11 protein-coding genes are annotated in these 14536 nt (G+C 66.6%); 6 read left to right on the top strand and 5 right to left on the bottom strand.

What is annotated here, in order from left to right:
• Window positions 1-24: 24 nt before the first annotated feature.
• Window positions 25-2472, bottom strand: coding sequence for a S9 family peptidase (locus tag N4264_RS24460; RefSeq protein WP_261694819.1), 2448 nt, complete (start codon window positions 2470-2472; stop codon window positions 25-27).
• 159 nt (window positions 2473-2631) lie between these two features.
• Between N4264_RS24460 and N4264_RS24455 the strand changes: the two genes are divergently transcribed.
• The 4 genes from N4264_RS24455 (at window position 2632) to hemC (ending at window position 6163) form a co-directional block, all read left to right on the top strand.
• On the top strand, window positions 2632-3297 hold the full coding sequence (locus N4264_RS24455; protein WP_261694818.1) for an alpha/beta hydrolase: 666 nt from the start codon (window positions 2632-2634) through the stop codon (window positions 3295-3297).
• Between the two features lie 32 nt (window positions 3298-3329).
• On the top strand, window positions 3330-4454 hold the full coding sequence (locus tag N4264_RS24450) for a sensor histidine kinase (RefSeq protein ID WP_261694817.1): 1125 nt from the start codon (window positions 3330-3332) through the stop codon (window positions 4452-4454).
• On the top strand, window positions 4417-5163 hold the full coding sequence (locus tag N4264_RS24445) for a LytR/AlgR family response regulator transcription factor (protein ID WP_425508362.1): 747 nt from the start codon (window positions 4417-4419) through the stop codon (window positions 5161-5163). Before N4264_RS24450 ends, N4264_RS24445 begins: the two co-directional genes overlap by 38 nt.
• Window positions 5164-5242: 79 nt before the next feature.
• The gene (hemC, locus tag N4264_RS24440) at window positions 5243-6163 is read left to right on the top strand and encodes a hydroxymethylbilane synthase (protein ID WP_261694815.1); all 921 of its coding nucleotides are present in this window, start codon (window positions 5243-5245) and stop codon (window positions 6161-6163) included.
• Between the two features lie 53 nt (window positions 6164-6216).
• Here the strand turns inward: hemC and N4264_RS24435 are convergent, their stop codons facing one another.
• Window positions 6217-6972, bottom strand: coding sequence for a DUF481 domain-containing protein (locus N4264_RS24435; RefSeq protein ID WP_261694814.1), 756 nt, complete (start codon window positions 6970-6972; stop codon window positions 6217-6219).
• A gap of 145 nt (window positions 6973-7117) precedes the next feature.
• Window positions 7118-8101, bottom strand: coding sequence for a dimethyl sulfoxide reductase anchor subunit family protein (locus tag N4264_RS24430; RefSeq protein ID WP_261694813.1), 984 nt, complete (start codon window positions 8099-8101; stop codon window positions 7118-7120).
• Between the two features lie 86 nt (window positions 8102-8187).
• Here N4264_RS24430 and N4264_RS24425 point away from each other — a divergent pair, with 86 nt between their 5' ends.
• The gene (locus tag N4264_RS24425; protein ID WP_261694812.1) at window positions 8188-9885 is read left to right on the top strand and encodes a serine/threonine-protein kinase; all 1698 of its coding nucleotides are present in this window, start codon (window positions 8188-8190) and stop codon (window positions 9883-9885) included.
• A gap of 148 nt (window positions 9886-10033) precedes the next feature.
• Here the strand turns inward: N4264_RS24425 and N4264_RS24420 are convergent, their stop codons facing one another.
• Window positions 10034-10783 (bottom strand): 4Fe-4S dicluster domain-containing protein, encoded by a 750-nt coding sequence (locus N4264_RS24420; RefSeq protein ID WP_282563024.1) that lies wholly within the window; start codon window positions 10781-10783, stop codon window positions 10034-10036.
• The gene (locus tag N4264_RS24415) at window positions 10780-13566 is read right to left on the bottom strand and encodes a molybdopterin oxidoreductase family protein (protein ID WP_261694811.1); all 2787 of its coding nucleotides are present in this window, start codon (window positions 13564-13566) and stop codon (window positions 10780-10782) included. The genes N4264_RS24420 and N4264_RS24415 overlap by 4 nt, the downstream gene beginning before the upstream one ends.
• Before the next feature lie 145 nt (window positions 13567-13711).
• Here N4264_RS24415 and N4264_RS24410 point away from each other — a divergent pair, with 145 nt between their 5' ends.
• Complete coding sequence (locus N4264_RS24410) at window positions 13712-14536, top strand: penicillin-binding transpeptidase domain-containing protein (protein WP_261694810.1); 825 nt, start codon at window positions 13712-13714, stop codon at window positions 14534-14536.

Genomic DNA, 14536 nt, shown 5'->3' with positions numbered 1-14536 from the left:
CTGCGCGACACTGGCGTCCGTCACTTACTGGGCAGGTGGCGCGGCGGCGGCGCCGGTGGTGCCAGACTGCGGTGTCCGCAGCGTGCCTTCGAACAGTTTCAGGATGCGCGCGTATTCATCGCGCCAGGCGGAGGCGTGCGTGAACGCGTGCCGTTCCATTGGATAGGGCGCCAGTTCCACGTTGTCCTTGTGCAGTTCAATCAGGCGTTGGAACAGACGCACCGAATCCTGGAAGAACACGTTGTCGTCGATCATGCCGTGGGCGATCAGCAGCGGGCCCTTGAGGCCGTCGGCGAACTCGATCGGCGAGCTGCGGCGATAGGCCAGGTCATCGACCTGCGGCGTGTTGAGGATGTTGGAGGTGTATTCGTGGTTGTACTGGGTCCAGTCGGTGACCGGCCGCAGCGCGGCGCCGACATGGAAGCGATCCGGTGCGCGGAACATTGCCATGAGTGTCATGAATCCGCCGTAGGACCCGCCGTAGACACCGACGCGCTTCGCATCGCCGTTGTGTTCCTTCACCAGCCAGTTCACGCCGTCGATCAGGTCTTCCAGTTCCGGCGTGCCCATCTGGCGATAGATCGCCGTGCGCCAGTCGCGCCCGTAGCCCTCGGAGGCGCGATAGTCCAGATCCAGCACGAGGTAGCCCTTTTCCGTCAGCAGGTTGTGGAACATCTGCTCGCGGAAGTAGTACGGGTACGACAGGTGCGTGTTCTGCGTATAGCCGGCGCCGTGGACGAACAGCACGATCGGCGCGGGCTGCGCACTGCGCGTCGTCGGGCGATACAGCTTGCCCCAGATCGGCGCCCTGGTGTGGCTGGAGGGCACCGCAACGATTTCCGGCGATTGCCAGCTCATGGCCTTGAACTGCGCTGTTCGTGTGTCGGTCAGTGCGTGCAGCTGGCCCTGGGCGTCGCGCACGCTGATCTGCTGGGGCTGGTAGCTGCCCGAATGAGCCAGCAGCAGCTGCGTACCGTCGGGCGAGAGGCTGTACCCTTCCACGCCCTTGAGCGTGGTCAGGCGTTCGAACTCGCCGCCGCGGGCCGGTACACGGTAGACGTCATAGACATACGGCGCCTCGGCATTGGCGCGTACGTAGATCCATTGACCATCCGGCGATACCGTCGGCGTCGAGATCTCGAACGATCCGCCGGCCAGGCGCGTGGGCTTCTGGTCGCCCTGGCGTACGTACAGGCCGGCGTAGCCCGTCTCTTCGGAGACGTACCACAGCGTGCGATTGTCCGGCAGCCAGCCGAATTCGTTGAAGTTCCAGTTGATCCAGGCCGGGTCGGTGAGGCGGTGCCGCTGCGTGAGTGCCGGTTTTGCGTCCGGCGAGACGGTGGCGATCCAGCGGTCCTTGTTGTCGTTGGCGCGCAGTTGGATGGCGGCCATGCTGCCGTCGCGCGTAAACTGCACGCCGGCGACCTGGATGGGGCGAGCGGCAGGTTCCTTCGCTTCTTTTGTGGATTTCTTCTCCTTGGAAGAATCTGTCTTTTTGTCTTTATCACGGACCTTCGCATTTTCCGCGCGGACGGCCGCGAGCGGGTCGTCCTTGATGCCGTCGAGTCCTGTTACCGAAAGCTCGGTGCGCGTGTGGGTTTCAAGATCGATGAACCACACGGTGTGCGGCACGGGGTCACCACGGCCGACGCGGGTACGGACGTCTTCGACTTCCTCATAGCCGGATTCGGTGACGTAGTCGGGCATCTTGCCGGCGCGGCCCGCATCGAAGGATTTGGGCGTAGTCACCGCTACCAGCCAGCGGCCGGATGGCGACAGGGCCGTATCGGCGATTTTCACGTCATCGCCCAGGAAATGCGGGGCCACGGCGCGAGTGGGGTCTGTCTTGCGCAGTTCATTCTCGCGCGCCTTCTGTGCCAGGCGGTTGTCGCGGTCACGCTTGAGCGTACTGATCAGGCGAAGCTGCAGCTCTTCCAACTCGCCAGGTTTTTTGTCGTCGGGGTTCTTCTCGGCCTTGAGCAGGGCGATGGGGGCGTTGATGGCGCTGGCGAAGTCATAGCTGAACCAGTCGTTCCCCACGCGATAGTGCAGCTGGCGCTGGTCGGCGGAGAACTGCGGCGATGATTCGTCTTCGGCGGTGCGCGTCACCTGTACCAGGCGCCCGCCCGGCAGTTCGCGCACGAAGATGTCGCCGTTGCGGACGAAGGCGGCACGCTGGCGTGCGGTGTCGAAGACGGCGCCGATGGCGTCGCGGCTGGCGTGTTCGGCGTCCGTGAGGATGTGGTCAGACTTATCGCCCAGTGTGATCCGATGCAGGTCGCGTATGGGCGAGCCGGTGCGCTTGAGCGAGTAGTACACGGCGCTGCCGTCGACAGCCCAGAAGGGGGCCTCGACGGCCGGGCCGATCCAGTCCGGGTCGGCCATGATCTGGTCCAGCGACAGGGCCGCCGTGGACGGTTGCGCGGCAAGGACGAACAGGAAGGCTAAGCCTCCGGTAAACAGGCGTGACATGGATACCTCCGCGGGGAACCCGGGCAGGGTAGCCCAGAAGGTGGGAGGGTGGATCGGCAATAAGTCAGGCCCCCCGCGTCCGGCAGCGGCTTTTCCCGTCCAGGGCCGTTCGGGCACTATCGCCGTTTGCCCTGGCCTGCCGGCCCCGGAGACGTTCTGATGATCCTTCCTTCCGTCGAACTTGAAACAGCGCCTGATCCGCGCCACAGCGTCATCTGGCTGCACGGTCTGGGGGCCGATGGCCATGATTTCGAGCCGATCGTGCCGGAACTGGTCTCGCGCCAGTGGCCTGCCCTGCGTTTCGTGTTTCCGCATGCGCCGGTGCGCCCGGTGACGATCAACGGCGGCATGCCCATGCGTGCCTGGTACGACATTGGCGGCGTGGATATCGCGTCCAAGCAGGATGAGCCCGGTATCCGCACCTCGATCGGCCAGCTCGACGCGCTGATCGCGCGCGAGGCTGAGCGCGGCGTGCCGGCCGAACGCGTGATCCTGGCCGGCTTCTCACAGGGCGGCGCGGTGGTCCTGGCGGGCGGCGTGCGGCACGCGGCGCGCCTGGGCGGCATCATGGCCTTGTCGACCTACCTGCCACTGGCGGAGAAGACCGCCGCGGACCGCCACGACGCCAACAAGGCTGTACCGATCCTCATGGCGCATGGCAGTTTCGACAATGTCGTACCGCAGACCCTCGGCACGGCGTCGCGCGACTACCTGCGCGGGCTGGGGTACGCGGTCCAGTGGCACACCTATCCGATGGCCCATCAGGTGTGTTCGGAAGAAATTGCCGACCTGCGGCAATGGCTTGGAGCGCGGCTGGCGGCATAATCGGGCGACCTACGCAGGCGCCGGGAGGGCGCATGGCGCATTCGGAACCGCGGTCGGCCACGGCCAACGACAGTTCCGGCGAGGTGGCGCTCGCCAATCACTGGCTGCCGAATTTCTGCAGCCTGCCCATCCTGTTTGCGCTCATGGTGATCGGCGAACTGGTCGCCCTGATCGTCGTGCTCGCGTCGAGCGACGTGGGTTCGCCCGGCTGGCAGCGGCTCGGAACGGCCACGGTGTTCGTGCAGTGGCTGGCGGTCGTCTGGACCGTCTGCCTGTGCAAGGCGCGGCCGTTGCTGGTGCGCATGCGTCCGTGGATGAGCGAATTCGCCGCGTTCGCCCTGATGGTCGGCACGACGGCGATCGCCAGCTGGCTCGCCTATACGATCGACAATTCCCTGTCGCTGGGCCTGATCGGCATCCTGAGCGGGCAGGAGCGCTTCATCCTGCGCAACAGCGTCATCTGCGCGCTCGTGGCGACCGCCGTGCTGCGCTACTTCTACGTGCAGGAACAGTGGCGCGATCGCGTCAGAGCCGAAGCACGGGCGCGCTACGAGGCGCTGCAGGCGCGCATCCGGCCGCATTTCCTGTTCAACAGCATGAACACGATCGCCAGCCTGATCCGCATCCGGCCGGCCCAGGCCGAAACGGCGGTGGAGGACCTGGCGGACCTTTTCCGCGCCTCGCTCGGGTCCGTGGACACACCGCGCACGCTGGGCGAGGAGCTGGATCTGGCGCGCGGTTACCTGCGTATCGAGGAATTGCGTCTCGGCGAGCGCTTGCAGGTGGTGTGGGATGTGGCGTCCTTACCGCGTGACCTTCCGCTGCCGCCGCTGTTGCTGCAGCCGCTGGTCGAAAATGCCGTGTACCACGGCATCCAGCCCCTGACCGACGGGGGAACGGTCACCGTGACGGGGCGGCATTCGGGCGGCATGGTGGAGATCCGCATCGCCAATCCCTGCCCGGCGCCCGGCAAGCGTTCGCCGCGCGGCAACGGTATCGCGGTCGCAAACATCCGCAGCCGGATCGCCTACCATTTTGACGACCGTGGCGCCCTGGAAATCCACCAGGGCCACGATACTTTCGACTGCGTCCTGCGCCTGCCGGACGATGGCACCGCACCTGGGGGAATTGAGCATGCGCATACTCATCGCCGATGACGAACCGCTGGCACGCGAGCGCCTGGCGGCGCTGGTCGCTTCCGCCGAGGGTGAGGTGGTGGCCCTGGCGGCCAATGGCGAAGAGGCCGTCCGTGAAGCCGAGCGGCTTCAGCCGGATGTATGCCTGCTGGACATCCGCATGCCGCTGATGGACGGCCTGGACGCGGCGCGCATGATCGGTGCGATGCCCGAGGCGCCGGCGATCGTGTTCTGCACCGCCTATGACGAATATGCGGTCCGCGCGTTCGAGGAGAATGCGGTCGACTACCTGCTCAAGCCTGTCCGACAGGAGCGGTTGACACAGGCGCTGGAGAAAGCGCGCCGGTTGCGCCCGCCCAAGCTGGACGCGATGGCGGGCGCCATGGCGTCGAACCGGCAACGCACCCATGTCTGCGCGCGGGTGCGTGGCAACCTGGTGCTGGTTCCGGTGAACGAGATCCTCTACCTCATGGCCGAGGACAAGTACGTTGTCGTGCACCATCTGAAGGGCCAGGTGCTCGTGGAGGATGCGCTCAAGGGCCTGGAAGATGAATTCGGTGACCGGTTCGTCCGTATTCACCGCAACTGCCTGGTCGCACGCGATCGCCTGGGCGGCCTGAGCCGCGGTGCGGACGGCCGCATCCATGCGCGCGTGGACGGCAGTCCGGACGTGCTTGAAGTTTCGCGCCGGAACCTGCCTGCCCTGCGCAAGTTGGTGCGCAGCCTCTGAGGTGGCAGCGGTGCTGGTTCTTCACCTCCATCGCCAAGCCTTCTATCCTGTTGTGCTTTAGCGGCGCGACAGGAACGGCATGAAATCACTTCGCATTGCCACGCGGCAGAGCGCATTGGCAGTCTGGCAGGCGGAACACGTGGCCGCCCGGTTGCGCCAGGCGCATCCGGATGTCCTGGTGGAACTGGTGCCGATGACCACGCGCGGCGATGAGATCATCGATCGCCCGTTGGCGGCGATCGGCGGCAAGGGCCTGTTCCTCAAGGAGCTGGAGGTGGCAATGGCCGAAGGACGTGCCGACATCGCCGTGCATTCCCTCAAGGATGTGCCGATGTCGCTGGAGGCCGGCTTTTCGATCGGTGCCGTGCTCGAACGGGCGGATCCGGCGGACGCCTTCGTCAGCAACGCGTACGAGCGGCTCTCCGAACTGCCCCAGGGCGCGCGCGTGGGCACCTCGTCGCTGCGGCGCCAGGCCCAGTTGCGCGCCTTCCGTCCGGACCTGGAATTGCTCGACCTGCGCGGCAATGTCGGCACGCGGCTGGCCAAGCTCGATGCGGGCCAGTACGACGCCATCATTCTCGCCTGTGCCGGGCTCGATCGCCTGGGCCTGGCTGCCCGTATCCGCAATCGTCTGGCTCCGCCGGACTGGGTGCCGGCCGTAGCGCAGGGCGCGATCGCGATCGAGTACCGCACGATTGACCGGGAGGTCGCGGGCCTCCTGGCGCCGCTCAACGACGCGGAGACATCCCGCTGCACCGGCGCCGAAAGGGCCATGAACCTGGCGCTGCACGGCAGCTGCAGCGTGCCGATTGCCGGATTCTGCTGGGAAACCGAGAACGCGCTGGACCTGGTCGGCCTGGTCGGCGATGCCGCCACGGGCCGTCTGCTGCGGGCGCGGGCAACGGCGCCGCGCGACCAGGGTGAAGCCTTGGGTTTGCAGGTCGCCGACCTGCTGCTGGCGCAGGGCGCCGGGCCGCTGCTGGGGCGCAGCGCCAGCTGACGCCGCGAAGGGGAGCCCCGCGATGCAAGGGGCTCCCGGTGCTACGAATGCCGTCAGAAGTTGTAGACGAGATTGGTCGTCATCAGCTGGTCGGTCTTTTTCGTACCCGGCGTGACATCGGAGTTGTGGCGCACCTGGTAGCCGAGCTTGAGCGCCAGCGTCTTGTTCATGTTGACGACAAGGCCCGCGTCGTTCTGGATGAAAGTATTGTCCGAACCGGCTTCCACCAGCAGGGTGTTCTCGAATGCCGTGTTTTCGGTGACGCGCTGCTTGTAGCCGATAAGGCCGCGGGCAACGGCTTCGCTTTCGTCTTCGCCCGTGAGGGTCATGCTGTAGCGCTTGTAACCCGGGCCGATTTCCAGCGACAGCTCGGTGCGCTCGTTCTTGATCGCCGTGTAGCCGTAGCCCAGCGAGAGCACGGCCTGGTAGTCGAACGGCGAGAACTCATCGTTTTCGTAGCGCAGCGCGCCGACCAGATAACTGCGCTCGTCGAACTTGTAGCCCAGGGACGCGCCGGTTTCATACCGGTTGGCGGTGAGCTGGTAGCTGTCCTGGCTGACCACCTGGCCGTTGGAGTCGACGTTGGTGACCTTGACTTCGCCTTTGCTGCGAAGTGCAGAAAAGTAGAAGTTATCTTTCCAGGTGTCGTCTTCCATGCTGAAATTCAGCTTGGCGTTGAGGTTTTCCGAACGGGTGTTGCCGCGCGAAGCCGCAAAACCGAGTTCACCCGAGCCTTTCCAGTCGCCGTCTGCGTGGGCGGCGAGTGGCATCAGGCTGCAAAAAACGAGGGCAAGCGGGAGTTTCTTCATGACGTTCTACCGTATTTTCTATGGGGCTGGCCGCGGGCACGGGACGACGCCGGCGCCAGGGCATCGTACCGGCGGGGATTGAATCCGGCGTGAACCCGGTCGGCCGGAAGGGCGTTTCCGGCTTGACGGAGCGGGCTTTGCGTGGTCAGGCTTTCTGTTCGCCGTAGTACAGCGAGACGACGTGGCGCGCTTCGGCGAAGAACAGCCAGCGCTCGACGAAGATGCCCACGCTGGCCGAAACCAGGGCCACGGTGGCGAGCACGAAGCTCGTCGGTACCCACAGCATCGCGAAGACCAGCGCGGCCAGCGGCAGCGCAAACGCGAACAGCAGGGCAATCGCACGCAGTTTGGTCGAGTGCTTGCGTGCCAGAACAAATACCATTTCACGCGTAATATAATTTTCTTCCGTGTGCGGGCGTTCGAAGGCGCTGACCGCACCGACGTCATTGAGGCCGGTGGCCGATTCGACCGTGGCTGTCACGGGCGGATTGTCGATGTGGCGCCAGTACAGCAGTTTCTGCACGCACGCCAGCATGGCCACGACGACGACCATGAACAGTACGCCCGGCGGCAGGCCCAGTTGTGGCCAGAACTGCGGGTCACCGCGGCGATACCAGGCGCCCAGCGCCCACAGCCACAGGCCGGCACTGTATAGCGCGAACAGGAAATAGCCGGGCGTGACATAGGGGTTGTGCCAGGCAGGCACCGTCTTGAGGCTGGCGTAGATTTGCGCCGTGCAATACACCGTGGCGACGGCCAGGAGCGCCATCGTCGCGCCGCAGGCCCGCTGCAGTGGCGGGTTCATTCCCCCCTCCACCGGTGTGAAATAGAGAAAACCCAGTGCCAGCGCCGGTGCAAAACCCAGGACGGCCAGGACGCCTTCGCGCGAAAGCCACGAGGTGCGCCACTGGGTGAAGGCGCGCCAGGCGCGGGCCGGCTGGCCCAGGTGGGCCATCGACGAGGCCAGCCCGAGCGCCACCAGTCCGAGGCCGATCGCCAGCGGCATCGCGATCTCCAGCGGCAAGTGCGGCCAGATGCCGAGTGCGACGCCCGTACCGAGCAGGAACAACAGGCCGTAGCCGGCGCCCGACAGAGTAGTGAAGAATAGGACCGACAACGCAGGATGCATGGCTGGCAGGGCAGGGCGGGAACGTGCGCAGTTTAGCCCTTGTGGCGGCGCCACGCGCACCGTCGCGCAACGGAAGGGAGGCAAACGTGCAGGCTCGACCGGGTGATCGTCTGGGGCCCTATCAGCTGACCGAGACGCTGGCGGTAGGTGGCATGGCGCGCCTGTTCCGGGCGCTGGACACTCGCGACGGTCGCGAGGTGGTGGTCAAGTGGCTGGCGGCGGGCGCCGACGAGTCGCTGCGCGCCCGCTTCGCCCGCGAAACGGCGGTATTGGGCGAGCTCGACCATCCGCACATTGTGCCGCTGCTGGACGCTGGCAGCGATGACGGCCAGCTCTATCTGGTGCTGCCGTTGCTGCGCCAGGGCGACCTTGCCGATCGCATCAATCGCGAGGACGGCCCCCTGCCACTGGCCCAGGTTCGCCGCATCGGGCTCGAACTGTGCGAGGCCCTGGGATACGCCCATCTTCGCGGCGTGGTCCACCGTGACCTGAAGCCGGCGAATGTCCTTCTGGACGAAGACGACACGGTACACCTGGCGGACTTCGGCATTGCCCTCACCCTCGGGGCGGAACGCCTGACCCAGGCCGGGCACGCGCTGGGCACGCCCGAATACCTCGCGCCGGAGCAGGCCCAGGGCGTTGCCGATTTCCGCAGCGACGTCTACGCGCTGGGCGTGATTCTTTACCAGATGGCCACCGGCCGCCTGCCGTTCCGCGCGCGCGGCGCGGCCGACTGGCTGCGTGCACATCGCGACGAAGCCGTGGTGCTGCCGCGTACGCTCAATCCGCACCTGCCGGAACCCTTCGAACGGGTGATCCTGCATGCCCTGGCGAAGTCACCGGAAAAGCGCTTCCAGAGCGCGGCCGAGATGGCTGCGGCGATGCGCCAGGCATTGCCGGACTCCGACGTCGATGCCTATTCGCCGACGCTTCCGACCATCCGGACGGACGAAACGCCCACGCGCGTGATCGATGCGGATACGCTCGTGGCGCTACCCACGGGACCTGTCCGCGCGCCGGCGGCACGACGGTTCCGGTTTGCGCTGGTCGGCGCGATCGCCGTTGTCATCGTGGCAGCGACGATCATCCTGTCGCGCAAGCCGGCGGTTTCCCCGCCGGCTGGGGCCAGCCCCGGATCTCCCGCGCCGGCGCCCGTTCCGGCGCCGCCGGTGGCCAGTACCGGCGCGCCAGCGCCGGCACCGCCGCCGCCGGATGCCTTCGACGATTTCGACGGTGCTGCATTCGACGGTGCATTCGATACGAAACGCTGGGGTTTCACGCGCGAGGATCCGCGCCAGCGCTACATACAGCGTAACGGCGCTATGACCATCGACAGCCCGCTGCGCGAGCAGGGGCTGGTGGCGACATTCGGTGCGATTGGCCTGAGCCGCATGGTGACCCGTGCGCGGTTGACCGCGCCCGTCATTGCCAGTGACGCGGCGGTGGGCATGACCGTCGTGCGTTCGGACCAGCCAGACCGCTGGATCTCCTGCTACGTCTACGCCACCCGTGGCGCGCTGCGCGCCACGCCCACCTGCACCGACCAGCGGCGGCGCGAATTCCCGGCGGGCGATGCGGGCGCCTTGTCCGACTGGCAGGAACTGGCATTCCATTTCGACGCGGGCGCTGCGCAGATCCGGATCAACGGCCGCGCCGTCGGCCAGTTGCCGGCAACGCCGGACGATATCCAGGCCACGTGGTACGTCATGCTGTCCAGCTGGTCCGGTGACGCACAGAACGTCACCGGCGAGGTGGACTGGATCGTGGTGGAGCCGGCGGGTTAGCCATCGGGTGGCCTGTAACACGCGAATCGGAAATGACTGAGTCGTTCTGCCCGCGCCGGACGTGTTTCTCATTCGGGCCGTAGCGCTGCTAGGCGCCCGGCACGACCAGCCCTTCGCCAGTCACTCCCGATTCCTCGGTTACAGGTCACTAGCGTGACAGCAGGCGGTCGACCCAGCGCAGCAGCGGCGAGAGCTGGTTCGTATCCAGCGCCGTCTCGCGCGGCGCGGCGTTGGCGTCGCAGCCGCCGCGCCGGGGACGTGGCGGCAGATACCGATTGACCGGCTTGTAGCCCAGCTCCGGCATCAGGGCCACGCCATCACGTTCGGCCACCAGGCGTGACACGGGCGATTCGGGGTCGCCCAGGTCGCCGAAATGGCGTGCGCGCGTCGGGCAGGCCATGACGCAGGCGGGCTGGCGGTCTTCCGGCGCAAACGTCTCGTTGTAGATCCGGTCGACGCACAAAGTGCATTTTTGCATCACGCCGCGTTTTTCACTGTATTCGCGGGCGCCATAGGGACAGGCCCAGGAGCACAGCTTGCAGCCGATGCACTTGTCCTCGTCGACGAGCACGATGCCGTCTTCGGCGCGCTTGTAGCTGGCGCCGGTCGGGCAGACTGTCACGCAGTCCGGCGTCTCACAGTGCAGGCAGGAGCGCGGAAAGTGGACCGTCATGCTGCTGCCGGCGTCGGCCTTGGGCGTCACCTCGAAACTGTGGATCCGGTTGAACCAGACACCCAGCGGTTCCTTCCCGTAGGCGTTCTCGTCCGGAAGGGGGCCGAACTGGCCGCCGTCGTTCCACTCCTTGCACGCAACGGCGCAGGCATGGCAACCCACGCAGGTGTCCAGGTCGATGACCAGGCCCAGCTTCTTCGTGGTGGGGGGCGGGAGCGCGGTCATGCGCGTGCGTCCTCGACGCGGTGAACGGCGTCCGTCATGGTGGCGGTGTCCTTTTCGATGCGCACCCGCAGGTCAAACCACGCGGCCTGCCCGGTGACCGGGTCGGCATTGGCGTAGCGCTGACCGTTCGCCCGCGGTGGCAGCAGTTCGGTGATCACGTGATTGAGCAGGAATCCACGCTGGGACTCCGGTGCGTCGGCCGCCAGTTTCCAGGCGCCGCGTGCCTTGCCGATGGCATTCCAGCTCCACACCGTGCCCGGCTCGGTACCGGTATGCAGGCGCACCGGCACGCGGATGCGTCCGTGCGGCGATTCCACCCACACCCAGTCGTCGTCGACGACGCCGATCGAGGCGGCGGTCTGCGGATGCAGATAGAGAAAGTTGCGCGCGGCGATCTGGCGCAGCCAGGCATTCTGCGATCCCCAGGCGTGATACATGTACATCGGCCGCTGTGTGATGGCGGCAATCGGGTATCGCGCCAGGTCGCTGGTTTCCCACTCGAACGGTTCGTACCAGAAGGGCAACGGATCGAAATACCGCTCGACGCGGGCGCGTTCGTGGTCCGGCGGCTGCGTGTTGCCGTGACCTTGCGCCGCCAGGCGGAAACGCTGCAGCCGCTCGGAATACAGCTCCAGCACGATCGGCGTGGTGGCGCCGACGAACCCCAGGCTGCGGGCCCACTCCAGGTAATCGCGGTTTGCCATCTTGTAGTAGCGGCCGGCGACCGGTACATCGGCATGCCAGAACGAGCCGTGTTCCTTGTAGCGCTCCAGCTGCTGCGGATTGGGCTCACCGGTTCCACGCGCGCTGCCGTCGCGGCCGCGCCAGCCGGCCAGAAGGCCCACACCCGGCGCCCGTTCGTGATCGACCATGTACTGTGCGTAGCCGCCTGGATAGCGCGCCGAGCCATCCTCGCGCAGGCATCCCGGCAGACCCAGGCGCGTGCCCAGGTCGAGCAGCACGTCCTGGAATGGCCGCACGTCGCGATCCGGTGCAACGACCGGATGGCGGATGGCATCGCTCGCACCGTCCGCGTCGGAGATCGGCCGGTCGAGCAGCGAGATGCAGTCGTGCCGCTCCAGATAGGTGGTGTCAGGCAGGACCAGGTCCGCAAACTCCACCATTTCCGAGGCGTAGGCATCGGCGTAGATGATGCGCGGAATGCGGTACTGCCCCGTTGCCGGATCGCGTTCGGTCAGCATGCGCCGCGTGCCCGTCGTATTCATCGACGAGTTCCAGCTCATGTTGGCCATGAACAGGAACAGCGTGTCGATGCGATACGGATCACCCGCAGCGGCGTTGGCGATCACGCTCTGCAGCATGCCGTGCACGGCCAGCGGGTGCTGCCAGGAGAACGCCTTGTCGATGCGACGCGGCGCACCCTGCGCATCGACGAGCAGATCGTCGGGGCTGTGCACGTAGCCCAGGGGGCCCGCATCCAGCGTGCCGTCCGGCTTGCGTGACTTGCCCGGGCGATTGGCCGGCGGCACGCCCTTGGGATAGGGCGGCTGATAGCGGAAGCTGCCCGGCGTGTCGATCGCGCCGATCAGCATCTGCAGCGTGTGCAGCATGCGGCAGGTATGGAAGCCGTTCGAATGCGCGGAGATGCCGCGCATCGCGTGCAGCGACACTGGACGTCCGACCATTTCGCTGTGCGCGCGTCCCCAGGCATCCGTCCACGCCACCGGCAGACGGATCTCCTCGCGGAACGCGGCATGGGCGATCTCGGCGGCGAGGCGACGGATCGTATCGGCCGGGATGCCGCACTGGCGTGCCGCGTTCTCCGGGCTGTAGGTCTCGCCCAGGAAGCGCTCGACGAACAACGCCAGCGCGGGTGTCGCACGACGGCCGTCGGACAGCGTGAATTCACCGACCACCGCCGGTTGAATGCCGGATGCGTCGGCGGGTGCCGGTCCGGCCTGTGAGCGATCCCAGCACAGGACCGCCCCGTCGGCATTGCGCGCAAAGAGCCCGTCATCGGCGCCGCCGGGCTGGCGCAGCACGAGGTAGTGCGCGTTGGTGTATCGGACGAGGTAATCCAGGTCCACCCAGTCGTTGCGCAGCAGTTCCTGGATGAGCGCGCCGACGAAGAGCCCGTCGGTGCCGGGACGGATGCCGAGCCATTCATCGGCGATGGCGGCGTAGCCGGTACGCACCGGGTTGATCGCAACGACCTTGGCGCCGCGTCCTTTCAGCTTTCCCAGGCCCAGTTTGATCGGATTGGAATCGTGGTCCTCGGCCACGCCGAACATCAGGAGGTAACGCGTGTGTTCCCAATCCGGCTCGCCGAATTCCCAGAACGAGCCGCCCAGCGTGTACATGCCGGCCGCGGCCATGTTCACCGAGCAGAACCCGCCGTGCGCGGCGTAGTTGATAGTGCCGAACTGCTGCGCCCACCAGCCGGTCAGCGCCTGTGACTGGTCACGACCCGTGAAGAAGGCCAGTTCGTCGGGATTGCGCCCACGGATATCACCCAGCCACTGCGTTGCCAGCGCGAGCGCCTCATCCCATTCGATCTCACGGAATTCACCGGCACCGCGTTCGCCCACGCGCAGCAGCGGCTTGGAGAGCCGTGCAGGCGAGTAGTGCTGCATGATGCCGGCCGATCCCTTGGCGCAGATCACGCCACGATTGACGGGATGATCCGGATTGCCCTGGATATAGCGGACCTTGCCGTCCTTCAGGTGCACTTTGATGCCGCAGCGGCAGGCGCACATGTAACAGGTGGTGGTCTTGACCTCGTCGCCGACGGGCTGGTGGAGATTCAGGTTGGCGTGGGACATCCGGCGCGGGCACCCGGTTGGCGAGCAGGAACGCGAATGGTACCGCGTTGCGGCCATCCGACGCCCTTGTGCCCTCCCGCCGCCCGCGAATTGCCACCCCGCGGCACTACCTTCCGGCCTCCCGCACCCACCCCGGAGAGTGCCGATGACACGCTGGCGTCCCCTTGCGTTTTTCCTCCTGGCCCTGCTGGCAGCCCCCGCCGCGCACGCGACCGACTGGGAGGTGCATCCCGAATGGGAGAAGGCCTTTTCCAGCCGCGGCCTCACCGGCACCTTGCTGCTGTACGACGCTGCCGCCGATCGCTACCGCGTGTTTGACCGCCAGCGCGCGCAGACGCCGCTGCCGCCGGCGTCCACGTACAAAGTCTTCAATGCCATGGTGGCCCTGGAAACCGGCGTGATCCGCGACGAGCACGTCGTGTTTCCCTGGGATGGGCAGAAGCGCTGGGTCGACAACTGGAACCGCGACCACGATCTTGCCAGCGGCATGAAATTCTCGGTGGTCTGGTACTACCAGGAACTGGCGCGTCGCATCGGGCGTGAGCGCATGCAGCATTGGATCGACGCGGCCGGCTACGGCAACCGGGATATCGGTGGAGACATCGATTCTTTCTGGCTCGGGGGCGGCGGCAAGCTGCGCATCAGCGCGGTCGGCCAGATCGAATTCCTGCGCAAGCTGGCCGACGGCAGCCTGCCGTTCTCCGCCCGCAGCCAGGAGATCGCCCGGCGCATCACGGTCGTCGAGGAGGCGCCGGCGTACGTGGTGCACGGCAAGACCGGCCTGGGTGACGCGCGACGGCAAAAACTGGTTCTTCGCGCTCAACGCGGACCTGCCCAAGGGCATCGAGGATGCCCCCAAGCGGCAGGCCATCGTGCGCGAAGTGCTGGAACAGTCGGGCGTGCTGCCGAAGCCGGCGCCGGCGAATTGACGCGACGCCGGCAGCCCGCGGCTGCCGGCCGTACGCAGTGA

Origin of the sequence: Tahibacter amnicola (assembly GCF_025398735.1) — a bacterium.
In the GTDB taxonomy this organism is placed as follows: domain Bacteria; phylum Pseudomonadota; class Gammaproteobacteria; order Xanthomonadales; family Rhodanobacteraceae; genus Tahibacter; species Tahibacter amnicola.
Note: the sequence above shows the minus strand (reverse complement) of the source record. Positions and strands in the feature narration are given on the sequence as shown.

Coding starts and splice junctions, on each gene's coding strand:
- N4264_RS24460 (WP_261694819.1), bottom strand. CDS start 2,472: ATGTCACGCCTGTTTACCGGAGGCTTAGCCTTCCTGTTCGTCCTTGCC.
- N4264_RS24455 (WP_261694818.1), top strand. CDS start 2,632: ATGATCCTTCCTTCCGTCGAACTTGAAACAGCGCCTGATCCGCGCCAC.
- N4264_RS24450 (WP_261694817.1), top strand. CDS start 3,330: ATGGCGCATTCGGAACCGCGGTCGGCCACGGCCAACGACAGTTCCGGC.
- hemC (WP_261694815.1), top strand. CDS start 5,243: ATGAAATCACTTCGCATTGCCACGCGGCAGAGCGCATTGGCAGTCTGG.
- N4264_RS24435 (WP_261694814.1), bottom strand. CDS start 6,972: ATGAAGAAACTCCCGCTTGCCCTCGTTTTTTGCAGCCTGATGCCACTC.
- N4264_RS24430 (WP_261694813.1), bottom strand. CDS start 8,101: ATGCATCCTGCGTTGTCGGTCCTATTCTTCACTACTCTGTCGGGCGCC.
- N4264_RS24420 (WP_282563024.1), bottom strand. CDS start 10,783: ATGACCGCGCTCCCGCCCCCCACCACGAAGAAGCTGGGCCTGGTCATC.
- N4264_RS24415 (WP_261694811.1), bottom strand. CDS start 13,566: ATGTCCCACGCCAACCTGAATCTCCACCAGCCCGTCGGCGACGAGGTC.
- N4264_RS24410 (WP_261694810.1), top strand. CDS start 13,712: ATGACACGCTGGCGTCCCCTTGCGTTTTTCCTCCTGGCCCTGCTGGCA.